Here is a 22,210-nt window from a genome sequence, read left to right on the forward strand (position 1 = left end):
CTTCGGGCAAATCACGAAGTCTCAGCGTGGAAAAATGAGATGAAATGAGGCCTCTTCCGTGAAGGAAGAGGCCTGAGAGGTTACTTCAGCAAGGGCTTCAGGAAGCGCGCCGTGTGTGAGGCTTCACATTCGGCAACGGTTTCCGGCGTGCCGGAAACGAGAATTTCCCCACCGCCGCTACCGCCTTCCGGGCCTAGGTCGACAATCCAGTCGGCGGTTTTAATAACGTCGAGGTTGTGCTCAATGACCACGATGGTATTGCCCTGATCGCGTAGCTGATGCAGCACGTCCAGCAGCTGCTGAATATCGGCGAAATGCAGACCGGTGGTCGGTTCATCAAGGATATATAGCGTCTGGCCGGTACCGCGCTTGGAGAGTTCGCGCGCCAGCTTCACGCGCTGGGCTTCACCGCCGGAGAGCGTGGTTGCCGACTGGCCGAGACGAATATAGGTCAGACCAACATCCATCAGGGTTTGCAGCTTACGCGCCAGCGCCGGCACGGCATCAAAGAATTCGCGCGCTTCTTCGATGGTCATATCCAGCACTTCGTGGATAGTTTTGCCTTTGTACTTAATTTCCAGCGTTTCGCGGTTATAGCGTTTGCCTTTGCACTGGTCACACGGCACGTAGATATCCGGCAGGAAGTGCATCTCAACCTTGATCACTCCGTCGCCCTGGCAGGCTTCGCAGCGGCCGCCGCGGACGTTAAAACTGAAGCGGCCCGGCGTATAGCCGCGTGAACGTGATTCCGGAACACCGGCGAACAGTTCGCGCACCGGCGTAAACACGCCGGTATAGGTTGCCGGGTTTGAACGTGGCGTACGGCCAATCGGGCTCTGGTCGATATCGATGACTTTATCGAAGTGCTCCAGCCCCTGAACATCGCGATACGGCGCAGGCTCGGCAATCGTCGCGCCGTTCAACTGGCGCTGGGCGATGGGGAACAGGGTATCGTTAATCAGCGTTGATTTACCGGAACCGGAAACGCCGGTAATGCAGGTAAACAGGCCGACAGGCAACGTCAGCGTCACATCCTTGAGGTTATTGCCCCGTGCGCCGGTCAGTTTCAGCACTTTTTCCGGATCGGCGGCGACGCGCTGTTTCGGCACTTCGATTTTGCGTTTACCGCTCATGTACTGCCCGGTGAGCGATTCTGGTACCGCCATAATGGCGTCCAGCGGCCCTTCGGCCACCACCTGGCCGCCGTGAACCCCAGCGCCGGGACCGATGTCGATGACGTGGTCGGCGGCGCGAATGGCGTCTTCGTCATGTTCAACGACAATGACCGTGTTGCCCAGATTACGCAGGTGGATAAGCGTACCGAGCAGGCGTTCGTTATCACGCTGGTGCAGGCCGATGGAGGGCTCATCCAGCACGTACATCACGCCAACCAGCCCCGCGCCAATCTGGCTCGCCAGACGAATACGCTGCGCTTCACCGCCGGAGAGCGTCTCCGCCGAACGAGAGAGCGTCAGGTAGTTCAGACCGACGTTGACGAGGAATTTCAGACGATCGCCAATCTCTTTCAGCACTTTCTCAGCGATTTGCGCCCGCTGCCCGGACAGCTTCAGGTTGTTGAAGAAGTCCATCGCGTGGCCGATGCTCATATCGGAAATGGTCGGCAGCGGCGTGTTCTCCACAAACACGTGACGCGCTTCGCGGCGCAGACGCGTACCCTCGCAGCTGGCGCACGGACGGTTGCTGATGAATTTCGCCAGCTCTTCGCGCACCGCGCTGGATTCCGTCTCTTTGTAACGGCGCTCCATGTTGTGCAGCACGCCTTCGAACGGGTGACGGCGTACTGACGTGTCGCCGCGGTCGTTCATGTATTTGAATTCAATATTCTCTTTACCTGAACCGTACAGCACGACTTTCTGCACATTAGCGCTGAGAGTGCCCCAGGGCGCTTCGACATCAAACTTATAGTGATCCGCCAGCGACTTCAGCATCTGGAAGTAGTAGAAGTTGCGGCGATCCCAGCCGCGGATGGCGCCGCCAGCCAGCGAGAGCTCCGGGTTCTGAACTACGCGGTCGGGATCGAAATACTGTTGAACGCCAAGGCCGTCGCAGGTTGGACAGGCCCCTGCCGGGTTGTTGAAGGAGAACAGACGCGGCTCCAGTTCGCGCATGCTATAGCCGCAAATCGGGCAAGCGAAGTTCGCCGAGAACAGCAGTTCTTCCGCTTTACTGTCATCCATGTTGGAAACAATGGCGGTGCCGCCTGAGAGCTCCAGCGCGGTTTCGAAAGACTCCGCCAGACGCTGCGCCAGATCGTCACGTACTTTGAAGCGATCGATAACCACTTCGATCGTGTGTTTCTTTTGCAGCTCTAACTTCGGCGGATCCGAAAGATCGCAGACTTCGCCATCGATCCGCGCGCGAATGTAGCCCTGGCTGGCAAGGTTTTCCAGCGTTTTGGTGTGCTCGCCCTTACGCTCTTTAATAATGGGCGCCAGCAGCATCAGGCGCTGACCTTCCGGCTGTGAGAGCACGTTATCGACCATCTGGCTGACGGTTTGCGCGGCCAGCGGGACGTCGTGGTCCGGGCAACGCGGTTCGCCGACGCGGGCGTACAGCAGTCGCAGATAGTCGTGGATTTCAGTAATGGTGCCTACCGTCGAACGCGGGTTGTGGGAGGTCGATTTCTGTTCGATAGAAATCGCCGGCGACAGCCCTTCGATATGATCGACGTCCGGTTTCTCCATCAGCGACAGGAACTGTCGCGCATAGGCGGAGAGCGATTCGACGTAGCGACGCTGGCCTTCGGCGTACAGGGTGTCGAAAGCGAGTGAGGATTTGCCAGACCCAGAAAGCCCGGTGACGACAATGAGTTTGTCGCGCGGGATGACGAGGTTGATGTTTTTGAGATTATGGGTGCGGGCGCCCCGAACTTCGATCTTATCCATTCACCTTTCCCGGTAGGTAGATACACGGATTGCCTGGTTTGTTTGAAGGACAAACGGCAGAAACGGCTAATTATGACACAACTTAACCTGTCTGGATATACAGTATTGGAATGGCGCTGCAGTAAGAGGGTGAAAAATTGCATAGCGGCGGGATGTTTTCTGGAATTGGCTTCGCAGCTATCAAATTGCCCCTTTGTGGTGTTAGAATTCCCGGTTTACACTTATACAAAACGTATTATTCAGGAGATTCGATCATGGCCAGCAGAGGCGTAAACAAGGTGATTCTCGTCGGTAATCTGGGGCAGGACCCGGAAGTACGCTACATGCCAAGTGGCGGCGCTGTCGCCAACTTCACGCTGGCAACTTCCGAATCCTGGCGCGATAAGCAAACCGGCGAAATGAAAGAGCAGACTGAATGGCACCGCGTTGTGCTGTTCGGCAAACTGGCGGAAGTCGCTGGCGAATACCTGCGTAAAGGTTCTCAGGTTTATATCGAAGGCCAGCTGCGCACCCGTAAATGGACCGATCAGTCCGGTCAGGACAAGTACACCACTGAAATCGTGGTAAACGTCGGCGGCACCATGCAGATGCTGGGCGGCCGTCAGGGCGGCGGCGCACCGGCAGGCGGCGGCCAGCAGCAGGGCGGTTGGGGTCAGCCTCAGCAGCCGCAGGGCGGCAACCAGTTCAGCGGCGGCGCGCAGTCTCGTCCGCAGCAGCAGGCCCCGGCAGCGCCATCTAACGAACCGCCGATGGACTTCGACGACGATATCCCGTTCTAAGGTTTTCCTTATTACCTACTGCCTATGCAGTAAACCAACAAAAAGCCCCGAGTGTTCGGGGCTTTTTCGTTTCAGGCTCTCAGGTTGCCGGGGCTGAAGCTTCAGGAGCGGTTGACGGAACTGTGTCGGGCTGCGGCTTACCCGTTCCAGGCTCGGGTAGCGGCGCGGCAGTCGCTTTTTGTTTACGGGCGATATCATCCATAATCAGCCGATACGCAATGTAGTATTTATAGATGTTGCTGACATAGGTCACCGTCTCAGCGCCGATCTTCTCTGCTGCGAGATTCTCGACGTTGCCAAACCAGATATTTGGGTCAAAGCCGCGTTTTTGGGTTTCCGTACGTAGACGCGCGATGCGTGCCGGGCCGGCATTGTAAGAAGCAAACGAAAACAGCGCCTTATCAAGCGGCGTCATCGGTTGGTCGCCATAGTAATGATCGATCATCCAGCGCATATACTTAACGCCGGCATGAATGTTGGGGTCGATTTTTTTGATATCGCCAACCTTCAATTCCTTGCCGGTCGCGGGCATGACCTGCATTACGCCGATTGCGCCGACGTGGCTGCGTACCGATTGATTGAGCCGCGATTCCTGATATCCCTGGGCGGCCATCAGCAGCCAGTCGACATCATAGCGTTCGCCATATTTTCTAAAAATTTCCACCATCTGCAAAAACTTAGCGCGTTCTCTGTTGGCTGTGGCGTTTTTAACGTAGGTCGCGCTTTTCAGGTAGCGCAGCAGAATGGTGTTGCCCAACGTACTTCCCTGACGATTGTGCTTCACGAAGTTATTCAGTTCCGCGAGAAGCTGTGGGTTATCTTTGCGCACAGCCCAGGCGATGCTGCCGCCATCCCGCAGCACAATGTTTTCATGCACCTGAATTTTTGGAAACACCTGTTTCCAGAAAAGCGCCTTATGGCGATCCACTACGATCAGGGGAATCAGGCCGGCATTGAGCATTTCGAGAAGATCCTCATCTTCGAGCGCCTCTGGCGCTTCCTGCAGAATAACCGGCGGCAGCGACGCTTTAGCGAAGCGGGCGTTAAGCTCCTGTAAACTTTCGTAATAGCTGGAGGAGCGGCGGACAAACACGGTTTTACCGGAAAGCTGCTCCAGGTTTTTCACGTCGGGCGATGATGGCCCCGATACCAACAGTTCTTTGACATCGCTATAGAGCGGGGTGGTAAAGGCGACCTGCTCCTGACGCGACGAGGTAATCGTGAGATTGGCGGCGGCGATATCCCCCTTGCCTTCATTTAGCGCTTTGAACAGGTTATCCCGCGTGACCGGGATGAAAACGATCCGCACTTTGAGGTGTTTCTGCTTCAGCTTCTTCTCTTTTGCGAGCTGATTATTGAGATCTTTTTCTAAAGCGATGAAAAGATCGTGGGCAGCGCCGCGTTGGGTACCTTTGTCGATAAAAAAGAATGTCTTGCTGTAAGTCGTTAGCACTCGGATCGCCCGTCGGTTGATCATGTCGGGAAGATCGCCTTTTTGCGGCTGCATGATGTGATCCATATTGATAGCCAGTTCAGCTTTATCATTTTGCAACGGCGGCGGTTTTTCCGTCGAAGATACCGGGGCTGAGACGGCAAACAGTAAGGCGAGAAGGCAGGCGGAAAGCGTCGCCAGGCGACGCTGAAAACCGAAGATGTTCATGATGCGACACTCTGCAGGGAGATGATTATATTTTAGACAATGCATACGCTCTCCCGCGTCTTTTTCTGCCTACTTCCATTGCGTCGGTACGGCGGAAGAGGTATTACCGTTTCCGCTATAATACAAAAGAAGGAGGTACGGCCCTCCCTGTAGAATATTTTTTATTTGTGATCGCTAATCACTTATTTAACCTGATGGACTATCAAAATGATATTTTTGTCTGTTATTTAAAATCTATTGTAAGGTTATTTATAGACTCTGCATGGTTATGTTTTTTTAGTATTAATACATAATTCGTAGAAAGCCCGGATTAGCTTACTTCATGAGTGGTATGACCGATGTGTACCAGCCTCGTTCTATATCACACTATTAATAAGCTACCTTGCAGATAACGACCAGGAGTGCTATCACTAAATTCCCCGTCACAGATTTTACTTACAAGGATGGAAGATGAAATGGACTATTCTTAACACCCTTATCTGCCCGCATACCGGCGTTGCGTTCTCGTCAATATCGGGGCTGCGGTTTCTGAAGTTTATTATCTGGTATGAAGCCGATCTTTTATTGCTTCCCGGTGAAACAATGAAACTTTTTTCCTCTAAAGTTTTAATTAATGATCAATATCATTCATTAAAAATTTATAACATTACGCGTTATGACGATAAACAGTGGGAAACGTTAAGAGAGCGGCCAATCTGCCCGTACAATTTTGAAGCCGCGGAACCAGAATCTTGTCTTTATCAATCATATTGTGCAGTTAAGCGCTGCCCAAACGAGCGTCTACGGCCGCAGTTATGCGAACAATATTAGCCGGGGGCACGGGGAAGGCCCTCACTGTTGCTGAAAATAAAAAAGCTTCCCGTAGGAAGCTTTTTTATCAGGTCATCATCATTGGCCATTCTGGTGGCGTCTGACTCATGACTTCAACCATGACGTCTTTAATGTTGCCCCAGATTTTGGCGACATCCACCATGGTGATGCCTAACAAGCCGGTAGCAAACCAACAGGCGGCAGCGAGGCCCAGACAGCTACAAATAATCGCTAAACCGGCATAGTCGCTTTTACGTAATTGAATATTCAGCGAGCTGGCCAGGAACATCAATACTGCGCTCACCAGGGGCCAGCGCAAAAGAACGACACTGGTAGTAATGGAAGCCATTAACTTATCCTATCTCTCAATGAAAGTCGGGGGCCTTAGACAACCTGGCGCGATTATCAATTAATGAGACGCTCTGGCTATCTGGGGGCACTTCAGGGAGTGATGAAACGAAAGTTTTGTTTCATCAACTTGTGTGAACTATATCACATTTGCTGATTTATTCGCCAGACAAAAAATGACCTTTTTTGACATTTTAAAACCATAAGATAACTGTGGTTAATGCCGAGGGGATGTACGCCAGCTTGTCTGGCGTCTGTTTTTCGACGCTGCTAAGGGCTGGGCGTAGACTGCCGATAATTGTTCTACGGGTTTTGTTACTTATTACGAGTAATTGTACGGAGAAACCGAATTAGTAAGTGGCTAGTGTCTTAATTATTACGAGAATGTTTCTCGATCCATCTATAAGTAAGTATGATTCATCATTATTAGGTGTGAGGTTTTTACATAAACGTGTTCGTTGCTGAAATTCGCTGTTTTTTATAACAGTCGGTAATGCCTGGTTTTTGCCCTTATACCGTGATTGAGGCGTATCGCATGGATAAAAAGCGGAAATGAGTCGTAGCGCGCCGCATAAGGCGTTCAAAATATTCTTCACCATACTGGTGGTTGTGCTGCCGGTGGTGTTGGCGTTGTGGTTCGCGCAAATTAGAGCCCGGGAAGAAATCTCCGATAGATTGCAGTCGTTTTCGCAGCTGGCGTTGCAAAAAACGGAAATGGTCATTCATGAATCCGAGCAGGCGCGCGAAAAGGCCATGCAGTTTACAGGGGAATTGTGTTCCCCGCAGCATCAGCATTACATGTTGAATATTGTCCGCGGATTGCTGTATGTCGATGACTTGATTTACGCGAACGGTAACAAATTCATCTGTTCTACTGCAGTTCATCCCGAAGAGGGGTGGAGAATAGCCGCGGCGAATTACACCCGCCAGCCCGACGTCTCTATTTACTACTACCGCGATACGCCGTTTTATCCGGGCTATGATATGAATTATATGCAGCGCGGCCATTATGCCGTGGTGGTTAATCCTCTCTCTTATAGCTCGGTTATTTCCAGTGATAGAGACTTAGCCTACGGCGTCTTCGATACCAAAACGAACATGTTTTTCTCGGTGAGTAAAAACGTTGATGCCAGGGAACTACACCGCCTTATCCGCCACGAAGACGCTTTTTTTAATCAGGATGGCCGGGTTTATACCGTCGCTCATTCCTCGATTCGGCCGATTGCGGTCATCATGTCCACCTCGCGCGCCAGCTATTATACCAGCCTGTACGATCAGGTCACCTTGACCCTGCCGTTAGGGATCATCTGCAGCATATTGATTCTGATGGTATGGTCGCGCAGCCGTCAGCAGTATCATTCACCGCGTAATAAGCTCTTGCGGGCGTTAAGCCACCGCCAGCTATGTCTGCATTATCAACCCATTATCGACATTAAGAATAATCGCTGCGTCGGCGCCGAGGCGCTGCTACGCTGGCCGGGATTTGATGGTCCGGTCATGAGTCCGGCGGAGTTTATTCCATTGGCGGAAAACTCAGGCATGATTGCTCAGGTCACAGATTACGTAGTTGACGAGTTGTTCAACGATCTTGGCGAATATTTGTCCCGACACCCGCAGCTCTATATCGCGATTAATCTTTCGGCCTCGGATTTCCACTCCGCGAGGTTGATTGCACAGATCACTGAGAAAGCGCGCAGCTATGCAGTTTGCGTGAAGCAAATCAAAATTGAAGTCACCGAAAGGGGGTTTATCGATGTGCCGAAAACCACGCCGGTGATCCAGGCTTTCCGCGAAGCGGGCTATGAGATAGCTATTGATGATTTCGGTACCGGTTATTCCAACCTGCACAATCTCTATTCGCTCAACGTCGATATTCTGAAGATTGATAAATCTTTTATCGATACGCTGACGACTAATAGCACCAGCCACCTGATTGCCGAGCATATCATCGACATGGCGCGTAGCCTGCGTTTAAAAACCATCGCTGAAGGGGTAGAAACGCTGGATCAGGTGGATTGGTTGCTTAAGCGCGGCGTGCAGTTTTGTCAGGGTTGGCATTTTGCCAGGGCAATGCCGCCACAGGAGTTTATCCAGTGGCTGGCGAAATCCCCGATCTTACTGCGTCCGCCGCACGACGGTCGTCAGGCGGAAATCTGATGACGGTAGTCGCTGGGAGTGCGATCGAACTCCCGGCGGAACACCCGTGAGAACGTCTGTTGCGAGACGTATCCCAAATCCATCGCAATATCAAAAATAGGGCGTTGCGTGGTCCTTAGCGCCTCAGCGGCGAGCAGTAGCCGGCGCTGGCGAATGTAATCACCCAGCGTTTGGTGGGTGACGGTACGGAACATCCGCTGTAGATACCATTTCGAGTATCCCGATTTTTTAGCGACTACATCAATGTTAAGTGGTTGATCGATATGTTCATCAATCCATTCAATAAGCGTTTGGATAATATCCTGATGGGACATAAAGCGGCCTCTCTCAATTCTCGATTCGTCGTTTTGTCTGCTGGCGAGTATAATTCCTCAAGTTAACTTGAGGTAAAGCGCTTTTATGGAAAAGAAACCAACCCGTATCAAAATGCTGCTCTCCCCTGGGGAAGTGGCGAAACGAACCGGCGTCGCCGTCTCGGCGCTGCACTTTTATGAAAGCAAAGGGCTTATCCGCAGCCAGCGCAACGCGGGCAATCAGCGGCGATATCGCCGCGATGTGCTGCGTGCGGTCGCTATCATCAAGATTGCGCAACGTATTGGTATTCCGCTGGCGACCATCGGCGAGGCATTCGGCGTCCTGCCGGAAGGGCATAATCTGAGCGCCAAAGAGTGGAAACAGCTGTCGTCGCAATGGCGGGAGGAGCTGGATCGGCGTATTCACACCCTGACCGCGTTGCGCGACCAGCTCGACGGCTGCATCGGTTGCGGCTGTTTATCGCGCCGCGATTGTCCGTTACGCAACCCTGGAGATAAGTTGGGTGAAGAGGGGACCGGCGCACGCCTGCTGGAAGAGGATTAATGGTGATACCTGCAAAAAACTAAAGCGCCACAACAGGGCGCTTTAGTTGTTTTCCGGTCTTTGTCTTTCGCATTATCCCGCTGGCTCACGGGAGGGTTTCCCCCGACGTCGACTCCCCTCAGGTATTGCGCAATGTGTTGAAGGAGGTTCCGGATTGCGTCGACAATGTAATTGTGGCACAGCCTGCTGATTTTGCCTGTTGACGTTGCCGAAATTTTTCCGTCATTGGCCGCCTGTTTCTATAGTTAATTTGAACGAACAACAGGAGAGCGCCATGTTGACGGTCCATCACCTCAACCAATCCCGCTCGCAGCGCGTGCTGTGGGCGTTGGAAGAACTGCAATTGTCCTATCAGGTAGTCTGCTACCAGCGTGAAAAAAACATGCAGGCGCCAGCGGAACTGAAAAAAATTCACCCGTTGGGTAAATCGCCGGTGCTTGAGGATCAGGGCGTGGTGCTGGCGGAGTCCGGCGCGATTCTGGAATATCTGCAGGAGACCTACGATAGCGCTCAGCAGCTCAGACCGCTGGGGCGGGAAGAGAAACTGCAATATCGCTTCTGGCTCCATTATGCCGAGGGATCGTTAATGCCTTTGTTGTTGATGAAGCTTATCTTCGCCAGCCTCGGCAAGCCGCCGGTGCCGCTTGGCATGCGCACGTTGGGCGGGGCGTTGGGCAAAGGGGTGCAAAAAGCGTGGCTGGACAGACAGCTGGCGACCCACGCGGCGTATATAGAACAGCATCTTGCCCGTCAGCCGTGGTTTGCCGGCAGTGCGTTGAGTATGGCGGATATCCAGATGAGCTTCCCGGTGATGGCGTTACTGGCGCGTGGCGGTGTTGGAGACTTGCCGCATACCCGGCGCTGGCAGCAGCAGGTTGAGTCACGTCCGGCATGGATTAGCGCTATTGAGCGCGGCGGGCCGTTTACCCTACCTGGCGGTTAATGCGCCTGAAAGCGGATTAAAACATATAAAAATGTTAATGCTTTGCGCATTGACGATAACGTTTGCGCATCGTTTGACTATTTCCTGAGCTTTGGCGGCGAAATTTGGCAAAATACGACAAACTTCAGTTGAAAAGGGCCAGCTAAAGACAGGATAATCGTTTGCCTTTTTACTTTGCTCGTTTTTTCCCCTGCCGACAGGGGGAGCAAAGACATTCCATATACCGCATTGTATGCGCGGAGTTAAACGTTTGCTTTTTCTCAGCCTCCCTCCTGGCGCCGGGAAACAGCACAAGGAGATGGCGTTTAACTGGCAGTGGACGGTCCATCACGCATGCAAGCGAACGATCAAAATTTTCAGGGGAAGTTTTCTATGTCTACGCCTTCAGCGCGTACCGGCGGTTCTTTAGACGCCTGGTTTAAAATTTCAGCTCGCGGCAGTTCCGTACGTCAGGAAATTGTTGCCGGGTTAACGACCTTCCTGGCGATGGTGTACTCGGTCATTGTGGTGCCGGGAATGCTGGGGAAAGCGGGTTTTCCGCCGGCAGCGGTGTTCGTATCGACCTGCCTGGTAGCGGGCGTCGGTTCATTAGTCATGGGCCTGTGGGCCAACCTGCCGCTGGCTATCGGTTGCGCGATTTCGCTGACCGCATTTACCGCTTTTAGCCTGGTGCTGGGGCAGCACATCAGCATTCCAGTAGCATTAGGCGCCGTTTTCCTGATGGGGGTGTTGTTCACCATTATCTCCGCTACCGGTATTCGTAGCTGGATCCTGCGCAACCTGCCGCAGGGTGTGGCGCACGGCACCGGCATCGGTATCGGCCTGTTCCTGCTGCTGATTGCCGCCAACGGCGTCGGCCTGGTGATTAAAAACCCGCTGGACGGCCTGCCGGTTGCGCTGGGCAACTTCGACAGTTTCCCGGTGATGATGTCGCTGATTGGCCTGGCGGTCATTATCGGTCTGGAAAAACTGAAAGTGCCGGGCGGCATTCTGCTGACCATCATTGGTATTTCCATTATCGGCCTGATTTTCGATCCGAACGTCCACTTCTCCGGGATTTTCGCCATGCCGTCGCTGAGCGATGACAAAGGCAATTCGCTTATTGGCAGCCTTGATATCATCGGCGCGCTGAACCCGGTGGTGTTACCAAGCGTACTGGCGCTGGTCATGACTGCAGTATTCGATGCCACCGGCACCATTCGCGCGGTTGCCGGCCAGGCTAATCTGCTGGATAAAGACGGGCAGATCATCAACGGCGGTAAAGCGCTGACTACCGACTCCCTGAGCAGCGTGTTCTCCGGCGTGGTGGGCGCGGCTCCTGCGGCGGTGTATATCGAATCGGCGGCCGGTACGGCGGCGGGCGGTAAAACTGGCCTGACGGCCGTCACCGTTGGCGTGCTGTTCCTGCTGATCCTGTTCCTTTCTCCGCTCTCCTATCTGGTGCCGGCCTACGCGACCGCGCCAGCGCTGATGTACGTTGGCCTGCTGATGCTGAGCAACGTGGCGAAAATCGACTTCAATGACTTCGTTGATGCGATGGCGGGGCTGATTACCGCGGTGTTCATCGTGCTGACCTGCAACATCGTGACCGGCATCATGATCGGTTTCGCATCGTTGGTGATTGGCCGCGTGGTATCCGGCGAGTGGCGTAAACTCAATGCGGGCACCGTGATCATCGCGGCGGCGCTGGTTATCTTCTATGCCGGCGGCTGGGCGATTTAACTTTTCCTGCTAACGACGGGCGGCTTTGGCCGCCCGTTTAATTTTTAAGCCACATCCTGTTTCCTTTTGCGTTAATCTGAGTAGCGTATCATTTCGAGACATGACGCCTCAGATGTAAAAAAAGAAAACGCAGCAAACAGGGAACACATGGAAATATTCTTCACCATACTCATTATGACCCTTGTGGTCTCACTCTCCGGGGTGGTTACACGCGTACTGCCCTTTCAGGTTCCACTACCGTTAATGCAAATCGCCATCGGCGCGCTGTTAGCCTGGCCGACCTTTGGTTTGCACGTCGAGTTCGACCCTGAACTCTTCCTCGTTCTGTTTATTCCGCCGCTGCTATTTGCCGATGGCTGGAAAACGCCGACCCGCGAATTTATCGAGCACGGGCGGGAAATCTTCGGCCTGGCGCTGGCGCTGGTGGTGGTTACCGTGGTTGGTATCGGCTTCCTGATTTACTGGATTGTGCCGGGGATCCCGCTGGTTCCGGCGTTCGCCCTGGCGGCGGTGCTGTCGCCGACCGATGCCGTGGCGCTGTCCGGTATTGTTGGCGAAGGGCGGATACCGAAGAAAATCATGGGCATCCTGCAGGGCGAAGCGCTGATGAACGACGCCTCTGGCCTGGTGTCGTTAAAATTTGCCGTTGCCGTGGCGATGGGGACGATGGTGTTCACCATTGGCGGCGCAACCGTTGAGTTCCTGAAGGTGGCGATTGGCGGCATCCTGGCCGGTTTTGTGGTCAGCTGGTTGTATGGCCGCTCAATGCGTTTCCTCAGCCGCTGGGGCGGCGATGAACCGGCAACGCAAATTGTGCTGCTGTTCCTGCTGCCGTTCGCTTCCTACCTGATTGCCGAACATATCGGTTTCTCCGGAATCCTGGCGGCGGTGGCCGCGGGTATGACCATCACTCGTTCCGGGGTGATGCGTACCGCGCCGCTGGCTATGCGCCTGCGCGCCAACAGTACCTGGGCCATGCTGGAGTTCGTGTTTAACGGCATGGTGTTCCTGCTGTTGGGCCTGCAGCTGCCGGATATCCTGTCGAGCTCGCTGGTGGCGGCGGAAGCCGATCCGAACGTTGAAACCTGGATGCTGTTCACCGATATCGTGCTGATTTACGCCGCGCTGATGCTGGTGCGTTTCGGCTGGCTGTGGACGATGCGTAAGCTTAGCCAGCGCTTCCTGAAGAAGAAACCGATGGAGTTTGGCTCCTGGACCACCCGCGAGCTGCTGATCTCCTCCGTCGCCGGGGTGCGCGGGGCGATTACCCTCGCCGGTGTGCTATCGATTCCGCTACTGCTGCCGGACGGCAACGTCTTCCCGGCGCGTTACGAGCTTATTTTCCTTGCCGCCGGGGTGATTCTTTTCTCCCTGTTTGTCGGGGTGATCGCGTTGCCGATTCTGCTGCGGCGTATTGAGTCCACCGACCACGTACAGCAGCGCAAAGAAGAGCGTCTGGCGCGCGCCGCGACGGCGGATGTGGCGATTGTCGCGATTCAGAAAATGGAAGAACGCCTGGCGGCGGATACCAAAGAGAATATCGACAATCAGCTGCTGACCGAGGTGAGTTCGCGTGTCATCGGTAATTTGCGTCGCCGCGTAGATGGGCGTAACGATGTCGAAACCTCGATGCTGGAAGAGAGCCTTGAGCGCCGTTTCCGTCTGGCGGCGCTGCGTTCGGAACGCGGCGAGCTGTACCACCTGCGCGCGACGCGGCAAATCAGCAACGAGACGTTGCAGAAACTGCTGCACGATCTCGACCTGTTAGAAGCGCTGTTAATCGAAGATCAGTAACCTTCGCCCCGATAAGCGCGACGCTTATCGGGACTACTCGCGGTGCCGTTTTTTGTCGGGTAGCGGCTAACGCCTTACCCGAGCTACGGTATTTATGTAGCCCCGGTAAGCGTTAGCGCGACCGGGGAATTACTCCAGCCAGAACGTTTTACTGCACTCCAGCCACGCCTGGGCGCTGCGCGACATATACACCCCTTCCCGCCAGATCATCCCTAATTCCCAACGTAATTGGCTCTCCAGCGGGATCCAATAAAAATCCTCGGCGTCAAGACGCTGGCAAATCGGCTCCGGCAAAATCGCCACGCCAATGCCCGCCTGCACCATCGCCGCCAGAAAATCCCACTGGCCGCTGCGCACGGCGATACGCGGCTTCACGTCATGCTCAGCAAACAGTCGCATCAGTTGCTGGCTAAGGGCGAAATCTTCGTTGTAGATAACCAACGGATGCTGCGCCAGCTTTTGCGGCGAGATCGAGGTGATACCCTGCCACTGCGCCGTCTTCGGTACGAGGACGCAGAGCGGATAGCTAAAGAGCGACAGCGTGGTCAGACCGCTGGCCTCATCGACCGGTAGCGCGGTCATCGCCAGATCGAGTTCGCCGTTGCTAACCGCCTGCTGCACCGTCAACCCGCCGAACTCGGAAATTTTCAGCTCCACGCCGGGATAACGCAGGCGAAAGCGGCTGATGGGTTCGGCCATCAGCATGCCGACCATCGGCGGGATCCCCAGGCGCAGCACGCCTTTATTCAGATGGTTGATGTCGCTGAGCTCGGCTTTTAACTGGCTGAATTCGCCGAGTATCGCCTGCCCGCGTTCGAACACTACCCGGCCGGTATCGGTTAATAACAGCTTACGGCCATCACGGATAAGCAGGGTGCAATTGAGCTCGTCTTCCAGATTTTTGAGCATCTTGCTGATGGTGGGCTGCGTGACGAAGAGCTTCTCCGCTGCGCGGGTAAAGCTTTGCTGGCGGACGACTTCGACAAAATACCGCAACGTACGTATATCCATGATTATTCCCTGAGACTATACCTGTGATGATTTTAATTCATTTCTGTCCGCAAGGGCGGCTCTCTATACTGCACCCCTGACTTATTTTTAGGGAATTCCGCTCATGGCCTTCGCGCCAGCACGTGTTGCGCCTTTCGTGATGCAACGTCTTCAGGTACCGGTTCAGGTACTGCTCTATGCCGGGTTGTTTGTCTGCGCTGAATATCTGGTTAATTGGCTACATCTCCCGCTTCCTGCCAATCTTGTCGGCATGTTGATGCTTCTGATGCTTATCGTCTGCCGGGTGATACCGCTAAACTGGGTGCGTGCAGGCGCGCGCTGGCTACTGGCGGAGATGCTGCTGTTTTTCGTCCCGGCGGTGGTTGCCGTCGTTAACTATGCGCAACTGCTGATGATAGACGGCTGGCGCATCTTCCTCGTCATCGGGCTAAGCACCACCATGGTACTGGGCGCCACGGCCTGGGTAGTGGATAAGGTCTATCGCTACGAAGTGAGCAGGTTGAAAGATGAGTGATTTTACCCTGAGCGTGCTGTGCCTGGCGGTCACCCTCGGGCTCTATTTCGCCAATAAACGCCTCTATCGCCGCTTCCACAAACTGCCGTTGATGCCGCTGGTGCTCACACCGGTACTGTTGGTGCTGATCCTCGTCTTTGGTCATATTTCCTACCAGAGCTATATGGGCGAGTCGCACTGGCTATTGTGGCTATTAGGGCCGGCCACCATCGCCTTCGCCGTACCGGTCTATGACAACATGGCGATTATTAAGCGTCACTGGATGTCGTTGACCGCCGGTGTCGTGACGGCTTCGGTGGTGGCGGTGACCACTTCCGTCTGGCTGGCGCGTCTATTTACTCTTTCTGATGAGATCCAGCGAAGCCTGGCGGTACGCTCGGTGACCACTCCGTTTGCGCTGGCGGCAGCGAAACCGCTCGGCGGCCAACCGGATCTGGTGGCGTTATTTGTGGTGGTTACCGGAGTCTTCGGCATGGCGATTGGCGACGTGCTGTTCTTACGCCTGTCGATCAGCGCCGGAATGGCGAAAGGGGCTGGGTTCGGCGCAGCGTCGCACGGCGCCGGGACTGCCCGCTCCTACGAACTTGGCCAGCAGGAGGGCGTGGTCGCCAGCCTGGTAATGATGCTCTCCGGCGTGGTAATGGTTCTGGCGGCGCCGCTAGTACGCTGGGCAATATTTTAATATTCAGCAGTTTTACCTCAAAGTGCAGTAGGTAAGGCTGCTGATATTAGAATGATTTAAGAAACTACGTATATATAAGACGTTTGGCTTAATTGATATTTAAAGTGTTTAGGCTTTATTCCGAATCCATCAAAATGCATTAACTTTCTTTATGGCTGAAGGTGTATCTAATTGGTTGATGTTTATGGTTTTATATTGTGTGATGACAGATGATGAATCTCAGCTAATAAGTGATGTTAGCTCTTCTTATTGAAAAATATTTTCTGCACGATATTCTTTTTACGTGGGCTATTATTATTGAATGGATTCAATGAGTGACCACGTGATCAAATAAATTGCTCTTATCATTATTGGCATAGCAAATTTGTAATGCGAATATTGAATTCCATTCTCTAATAAACCTGCATGAAGCAATTGACGGATTGATTGTCATTTAAAATGGATATGGGAATTCATATGAAAATTAGTAAGAAATATGCGTTAAGCGCGCTGGCAATTTCTGCCTCCTGCATGCTGTCGACTTTTACACAAGCTGCATCGAATACTATTACTTTCAACGGTACCGTTTCTGATACCACCTGTACCGCAACAATTGATGGTGGAGTGACATCTATCGAAATGGGTACCACTTCAGTGGCGGACTTGAAAGCGAATACCTTTGGTGCGGCGAAGAATTTTTCATTTTCACTCGCTAACTGTCCTTCTACTGAAGAAGGGGGCAACGCTGTCGCCCGCATCACCTTCGGTGGCGAGGCAGATGCTGCGAACAGTGATTACTTCAAAAACCAGGCCACGAGTTCTGCTGCTTCCGGCGTTGCGGTCGCCATTTTTGATAACGAGGGTAATCTGCTGAAAAATAACGAAGAAGGTGCCGATGTCGATATTTCATCCGGGGCAGCAACTATTCCTTTTACTGTGAAAATGGTCAAGTCAGGCGCTTCTGATCCTACGAAAGGTACGGTAAATACGACAGTGACCTATAACGTGACTTACTATTAATTTATTTTATACGGAGAAAGGGGAGCTGGGTGTAGATTCCCCTTTATTTAGGGATATATGAGAAATTGTTTATTCTTTATTAGCTTATTGCTAACTTTTTCGAATGCACAAGCGAGCGTGGTGGTGGGCGCGACTCGTGTGATATTTGATGGCGCCAAAGAGAGTACGGTGGTTGGTGTTGATAATAAAGATAATACTACTAATACTGTTCAGTCCTGGCTTTCTGTCGTTGATACGTCATCGCCAGTAAAAGACGCTTTTATTATCACACCACCGCTATTTCGATTAAATTCGGGAGAGAAAGGATTTGTCCGGATCGTGCGCTCAGGGAAACCATTGCCAACAGATCGCGAGTCTATGCTCTGGTTAAATGTTAAAGGCATACCCGCGATGGACAATGTGCCAGATAAAAATACGGTGCAGTTTGCCATTAACTCTAAAATTAAACTTATTTATCGTCCAAAAGAACTACAGGGCCAAATACCAGAAAACTATGCGGATAAATTACAATGGCGCCGCGATAGCAATTTTTATAGTGTTATAAATTATTCACCATTGTATATGAACTTCTCACAAATAAAGATTAGCGGTCAGAATATATCTGGAATATGGTTCGTTGCACCATTTTCTACGTTAAAGATACCGGCAAAAGCTATTTTATCCTCTGCGGGAAGTAAAGAAATCACATGGAGCGTGATTAATGATTATGGCATGGCAGGGAAAAAATATTCCGCAATCATACAGTAGCATTGCTCTGTTTCAGATTCCAGGGTATATCGGAGTAGCATTTCTGCTATACGTTACTACCCTAAGTTCTGGCGCGCAAGCCGGAGAATACTTCAACCCTCATTTACTGGAAGTGACTGAAAGTAGTGCTACCGCTGTGGATTTATCCTGGTTATCTCAGGATACGATTCCTCCCGGTAGTTATAATCTGGATATTTATATTAATGATAAATATATATCTTCCGAGGTTGTTGAATTTAAAAAAAACACGGATAACCAGCAGATAAAGGTTCAACCCTGCATTGGCGTTGAGCTGTTAAGATCATGGTCGATTAGTACCGAGCGTTATCCGCAGTTAGCGGATATGGCAACGCATTGTGCCCGTCTTTCTGTTATTCCTGGACTTGAATACTCCGTATCGTTATCGCAGCAGCGCCTCGCACTTTCCGTGCCGCAGGCGGCTTTGCTTAATCGCCCTGGAGATTATGTTCCGGAAGAACAGTGGCAGCAAGGAATAAACGCGGGTTTGCTTAACTACAGTTTGTCGGGGCAATGGAATACACCGCGGCACGGCGGTAGCGCCACCGAAAGTCAGTTTGCGAGTTTGCAGCCTGGCATAAATTTAGGGCCGTGGCGTCTTCGCAACTATAGCACGTTTGATCATGGCGATGACGGCAGCCACTGGCAATCGGTTTATAGCTATCTTGCTCGCGATATTCATACCTTGAGAAGCCAATTCGTTCTGGGTAATACGTATACCTCATCAGGTATATATGACAGTATGAATTTTACTGGTCTGCAACTAAGCTCGGATAAGGAAATGCTGCCGGACAGTCTGCATGGTTTCGCGCCAACGATTAAAGGTATCGCGCGTACTACCGCCGAGGTCACCGTTTATCAGAATGGTTACAGTATCTATAAAACAACGGTTGCCCCCGGGGCCTTCGAGATTAAGGATCTTTATTCAACGGGGAGCGCAGGCGATCTCAACGTTAATATTAAAGAGTCCGATGGTAGTGAGCAAAATTTTATCGTGCCTTATGCGTCGCTTGCCATTTTGCAGCGAGAGGGGCAGTTGGACTATGCCTTTAGTAGCGGAAAAACGCGCGCGACCAGTTCTGGCGATAAAGAATATAATTTTATCCAGTCGACAGCGGCATACGGCGTTTCAAGCAATATTACGTTATATGCTGGATTGCAACAGGCTGAAGATAAATATACTAATATATTAATGGGTTCTGGTTTTAACTTAGGCAGTATTGGCGCGTTGTCGTTTGACGCTTCTCAGTCATTGGCAGATATTAAACAAAACGAAAACCGTTCTACGTTATCGCAAAAAAAAGGACAATCTTTACGTCTGCGCTTTAGTAAGAGCTTTATACGGACGGGAACTAATTTTTCGGTTGCGGGTTATCGCTATTCTACCGCGGGATATTACTCCTTTCAGGATTTTATCGATAATGCCTCAAATGACCGCGATTGTTGTACCTTAAATGGTCGGAAAAAAGGGCGCTTTGATGCCTCAATATCGCAATCACTATTTGGACACGGTTCTCTGTCGCTGTCTTTAGTCAATGAAACCTACTGGGATAGTTCGCGAATGGAGTCTCTGGGTATTGGCTATAGCGGGTCTGTGGGAAAAGTCTCGTATTTTATTAATTACTCATATAACCGAAACGTGCAAAGTAGCGAAAATAGTACCGAGACTAAACCTGACAGCGATACCCTTGTGTCTTTAACGCTGTCTCTGCCGCTCGGCGAGAGTCTCTCATCTAACTACAGCATGAGTTCTGGCCGTACCAGCGACACTACCCACAGCGTAGGACTGAACGGCATGATGCTGGCGGATCGATCGCTTAACTGGAATATTCAGCAAGGTTATAACGCCAGTAATAAAAGCACCTCCGGAAATATTGGCGTGGATTATCAGAGTTCCAGAGGAGATATTTCCGGCGGTTACGGCTATGACCATTATAGCAATCATTATAACTATTCATTACGCGGTGGCATGATCGCCCACGCCGGTGGACTCACGCTTTCCCGATTCCTCGGCGAGAGTTCCGCCCTGATTGCCACGCCCGGTGTGGGTGATGTGGCGGTACGCGGACAAACCAATGTCACTACCGATTCCACAGGTTACGCAATTGTGCCATATATTCGGCCGTACCATATTAATAACCTGTCATTGGATGAACAGCAGATTGCAGGTGCGGAGATCGATAATGTGGTGAAAAACGTGGTACCGACGCGCAACGCGATAGTAAGAGTGCAATACGATACTTATATTGGAGCGAAAGCGATGGTCACTTTAAAGACGCGGACCGGTGTCGCGCCGTTCGGCGCCATTGTGACTTTAGAAAAACAGCCGCAACGGCGCCAGGATATTCGCAGCAATATTGTTGGTGATGACGGGCAGGTTTATATGACAGGGCTTCAGCAAAAAGGAACCATGCTGGTGAAATGGGGTGAAGGAGACAATGAACAATGCCGCGCAAACTATGATTTGACGGGTAGAGGAAAAAAACAGGAGATTATTTTTTATCAAACACTGTGTCATTAATTTATGCAATTGCTCAAAGCAATGGGGTTTTATAATGGGTGATGTTAAAAATATTGGCGGTATCTTGATTTGTTTATTAGGTTATTTAATCTGTGGGTTGTTTGTTATTTCGCCACCAGTTTTCGCCTATGAGGATTCAAGTACGCTCAATTTTAATGTTTCCGGAAACATTGAGGAGCCATCCTGTAACGTTGAAATAAAACCCTCTACCACCATTGATCTAGGCACGGTGTCGTATCAAACGCTTACCGGCAAAGCGGGTTCTAGTGGGGAAAGCACGCCGGTTAAGCTTGAGTTTAGTAACTGCTCCGCGGGAATCTCTACGGTCACCTTATCCTTCAGTGGCTCCTATTTTGATGATGCCCATGCTTCAATTTATAAAAACTATCAAACCGGTAGTGATGGGGCCAGCGGTGTCGGAATGCAACTGCTTAGCCAGGCGGATAACCAGCCATTAGGGCCGAACGATCGGTATGTTTATACGTTTGATGATAGTGCTGGCTCTCATACATTTAACATGATCGCCAGAATGTATTCACCCTACGGAAAAATTAGTGCTGGCATTGTGGGATTTACCGCGACCTTTGATGTCACCTATAAATAACTATTACATGCAGGAGGATGCATGAAAAAATTTATCTGGCTAGCTCTGTTCCTGTTTACTGAGTTTAGCTGGGGGTGTGGCGGGATAAATTACGGTGATATATCCATGACTAATTTACCTGAGAAGATTTTAGTTAGTGCCGGGAATTACTCAGCCGGAACAGTATTATATGACTCAGGAAAAATAACTCATTCGTCAACCGCTCTAACTAATTGTGAAGGAGATATCTACGCTCTCTTTCAGTGGGCCTCAAATAATGCAGGTAGTTTGCTCGGGGATAATATCTATACCACCTCGTTACAAGGCGTTGGATTGAGAGTCAAAGTCTGGCTAAACATTACCGGGGAATATGACGGCGATAGTGGTGATTTCAGTAGTGACTATCAGACGCATTTTATTGGTGATGCTAATTACTATCTTGGTAAACCTTCCGGGCTACTGGATTATTATGCTTCAACCAGTTATTCACCCGCTTACCAGCTGCAGTTAGTGGCGACAGGCGGTCCAATAGCGACAAATAGTAAACTGTCTTTGACCGATCCGATCGCTACGGTTTCTGCGAAAGATAGCACAGGCACTATCGTGATTTCGCAACTGCATATTAGCGGCACCACCACGATTCAACTGACCCCGATGGGCTGTGTAACCAATAGCTCGGGGCTGAACTTCGAGATGGGTACGGTCAGCGCTTCGGCGTTTAATTCAGCGACGAAAGTGGGCTCAGCTCGGCAGTCGGTCACGCTCTCCTGCGAACCGGGCACTAACGTCTCGATGCGGGTGACGGCGGCACAAGCGGGCGGTGATAATCCTGATAACACGGTGATGGCGCTGACAGCAGATAGCAATGTCGCCACCGGTGTTGGCGTCCAGCTCAATCTGAATGGCGAGGCGCTACCGTTGAATACGGATATCAGTTTGTATTCTTCAAGCCGCACGACGGTGACCAATAGCGACGCGGATGCCGGTTATACCGTCTTTACCAACCCTGATAGCCCCGGCGGTGCTACCGCTTTGCAGACATTATCGTTTTCTGCCAACTATTATAAGACGGGGGCTGAGGTGACGGCGGGGCCGGCAAATGCGAGCGGGGTGATAACCTTTACCTATAACTAAAACACAGCCTCTTCCTCAAGGCGA

General features: G+C 51.8%; 19 protein-coding genes. 14 read left to right on the forward strand and 5 right to left on the reverse strand.

The annotated features are described in order from the left end of the window. Window positions 1-80: 80 nt before the first annotated feature. Window positions 81-2,906 carry an excinuclease ABC subunit UvrA gene (uvrA, locus tag ABLV08_RS19400; RefSeq protein ID WP_213193508.1) on the reverse strand — a complete coding sequence of 942 codons (2,826 nt, stop codon included), beginning with the start codon at window positions 2,904-2,906 and terminating at the stop codon, window positions 81-83. Window positions 2,907-3,160: 254 nt separating this feature from the next. Here uvrA and ssb1 point away from each other — a divergent pair, with 254 nt between their 5' ends. Next, window positions 3,161-3,685 carry a single-stranded DNA-binding protein SSB1 gene (ssb1, locus tag ABLV08_RS19405; protein WP_015368746.1) on the forward strand — a complete coding sequence of 175 codons (525 nt, stop codon included), beginning with the start codon at window positions 3,161-3,163 and terminating at the stop codon, window positions 3,683-3,685. A 79-nt stretch (window positions 3,686-3,764) separates the two neighbouring features. Here ssb1 and ABLV08_RS19410 read toward each other — a convergent pair whose 3' ends face one another. Then, entirely contained in the window at window positions 3,765-5,345 is a 1,581-nt protein-coding gene (locus ABLV08_RS19410) for a lytic transglycosylase F (protein WP_348856198.1), read from the reverse strand. A gap of 450 nt (window positions 5,346-5,795) precedes the next feature. Between ABLV08_RS19410 and iraM the strand changes: the two genes are divergently transcribed. Further along, window positions 5,796-6,155, forward strand: coding sequence for an anti-adapter protein IraM (gene iraM / locus ABLV08_RS19415; RefSeq protein WP_015704054.1), 360 nt, complete (start codon window positions 5,796-5,798; stop codon window positions 6,153-6,155). A gap of 67 nt (window positions 6,156-6,222) precedes the next feature. Here the strand turns inward: iraM and ABLV08_RS19420 are convergent, their stop codons facing one another. Then, window positions 6,223-6,504 (reverse strand): YjcB family protein, encoded by a 282-nt coding sequence (locus tag ABLV08_RS19420; protein WP_015704055.1) that lies wholly within the window; start codon window positions 6,502-6,504, stop codon window positions 6,223-6,225. A gap of 551 nt (window positions 6,505-7,055) precedes the next feature. On the opposite strand from ABLV08_RS19420, the gene ABLV08_RS19425 reads away from it, so the two are divergent. Further along, window positions 7,056-8,660, forward strand: coding sequence for an EAL domain-containing protein (locus ABLV08_RS19425; RefSeq protein WP_213198581.1), 1,605 nt, complete (start codon window positions 7,056-7,058; stop codon window positions 8,658-8,660). Here the strand turns inward: ABLV08_RS19425 and soxS are convergent. Next, a complete protein-coding gene (gene soxS / locus ABLV08_RS19430; protein WP_015368734.1) occupies window positions 8,645-8,974 on the reverse strand; it encodes a superoxide response transcriptional regulator SoxS in 330 nt (109 codons plus the stop codon). The genes ABLV08_RS19425 and soxS overlap by 16 nt on opposite strands. Window positions 8,975-9,059: 85 nt before the next feature. Here soxS and soxR point away from each other — a divergent pair, with 85 nt between their 5' ends. The 4 genes from soxR to ABLV08_RS19450 all read left to right on the forward strand — a co-directional run bounded on the left by soxR (window position 9,060) and on the right by ABLV08_RS19450 (window position 13,977). Further along, window positions 9,060-9,518 carry a redox-sensitive transcriptional activator SoxR gene (gene soxR, locus ABLV08_RS19435; protein WP_015368733.1) on the forward strand — a complete coding sequence of 153 codons (459 nt, stop codon included), beginning with the start codon at window positions 9,060-9,062 and terminating at the stop codon, window positions 9,516-9,518. Window positions 9,519-9,792: 274 nt separating this feature from the next. Further along, window positions 9,793-10,461 carry a glutathione S-transferase gene (locus tag ABLV08_RS19440; protein ID WP_045367765.1) on the forward strand — a complete coding sequence of 223 codons (669 nt, stop codon included), beginning with the start codon at window positions 9,793-9,795 and terminating at the stop codon, window positions 10,459-10,461. A gap of 372 nt (window positions 10,462-10,833) precedes the next feature. After that, window positions 10,834-12,183, forward strand: coding sequence for an NCS2 family permease (locus ABLV08_RS19445; protein WP_015704058.1), 1,350 nt, complete (start codon window positions 10,834-10,836; stop codon window positions 12,181-12,183). Window positions 12,184-12,330: 147 nt separating this feature from the next. Beyond that, window positions 12,331-13,977 (forward strand): Na+/H+ antiporter, encoded by a 1,647-nt coding sequence (locus ABLV08_RS19450; protein WP_015368729.1) that lies wholly within the window; start codon window positions 12,331-12,333, stop codon window positions 13,975-13,977. A 129-nt stretch (window positions 13,978-14,106) separates the two neighbouring features. Here the strand turns inward: ABLV08_RS19450 and ABLV08_RS19455 are convergent, their stop codons facing one another. Next, entirely contained in the window at window positions 14,107-14,988 is an 882-nt protein-coding gene (locus ABLV08_RS19455) for a LysR family transcriptional regulator (protein ID WP_348856172.1), read from the reverse strand. A gap of 103 nt (window positions 14,989-15,091) precedes the next feature. On the opposite strand from ABLV08_RS19455, the gene ABLV08_RS19460 reads away from it, so the two are divergent. The 7 genes from ABLV08_RS19460 to ABLV08_RS19490 all read left to right on the forward strand — a co-directional run bounded on the left by ABLV08_RS19460 (window position 15,092) and on the right by ABLV08_RS19490 (window position 22,186). Further along, complete coding sequence (locus tag ABLV08_RS19460; RefSeq protein ID WP_015368727.1) at window positions 15,092-15,502, forward strand: CidA/LrgA family protein; 411 nt, start codon at window positions 15,092-15,094, stop codon at window positions 15,500-15,502. After that, entirely contained in the window at window positions 15,495-16,184 is a 690-nt protein-coding gene (locus tag ABLV08_RS19465; protein ID WP_015704061.1) for an LrgB family protein, read from the forward strand. Before ABLV08_RS19460 ends, ABLV08_RS19465 begins: the two co-directional genes overlap by 8 nt. A gap of 438 nt (window positions 16,185-16,622) precedes the next feature. Beyond that, entirely contained in the window at window positions 16,623-17,183 is a 561-nt protein-coding gene (locus tag ABLV08_RS19470; protein ID WP_162182317.1) for a fimbrial protein, read from the forward strand. Between the two features lie 57 nt (window positions 17,184-17,240). Then, window positions 17,241-17,930, forward strand: a complete 690-nt coding sequence (locus ABLV08_RS19475) for a fimbrial assembly chaperone (RefSeq protein ID WP_348856173.1) — start codon at window positions 17,241-17,243, stop codon at window positions 17,928-17,930. Next, window positions 17,884-20,469 carry a fimbria/pilus outer membrane usher protein gene (locus tag ABLV08_RS19480; protein WP_348856175.1) on the forward strand — a complete coding sequence of 862 codons (2,586 nt, stop codon included), beginning with the start codon at window positions 17,884-17,886 and terminating at the stop codon, window positions 20,467-20,469. Before ABLV08_RS19475 ends, ABLV08_RS19480 begins: the two co-directional genes overlap by 47 nt. Window positions 20,470-20,503: 34 nt before the next feature. Next, entirely contained in the window at window positions 20,504-21,073 is a 570-nt protein-coding gene (locus tag ABLV08_RS19485; RefSeq protein WP_015704065.1) for a fimbrial protein, read from the forward strand. A 21-nt stretch (window positions 21,074-21,094) separates the two neighbouring features. Continuing rightward, window positions 21,095-22,186: a type 1 fimbrial protein gene (locus ABLV08_RS19490; RefSeq protein WP_045389477.1), complete on the forward strand. Its 1,092-nt coding sequence runs from the start codon at window positions 21,095-21,097 to the stop codon at window positions 22,184-22,186. The last annotated feature ends 24 nt before the right edge of the window (window positions 22,187-22,210 follow it).

The organism is Klebsiella sp. CN_Kp088, from assembly GCF_040064335.1.
Lineage (GTDB): Bacteria > Pseudomonadota > Gammaproteobacteria > Enterobacterales > Enterobacteriaceae > Klebsiella > Klebsiella aerogenes.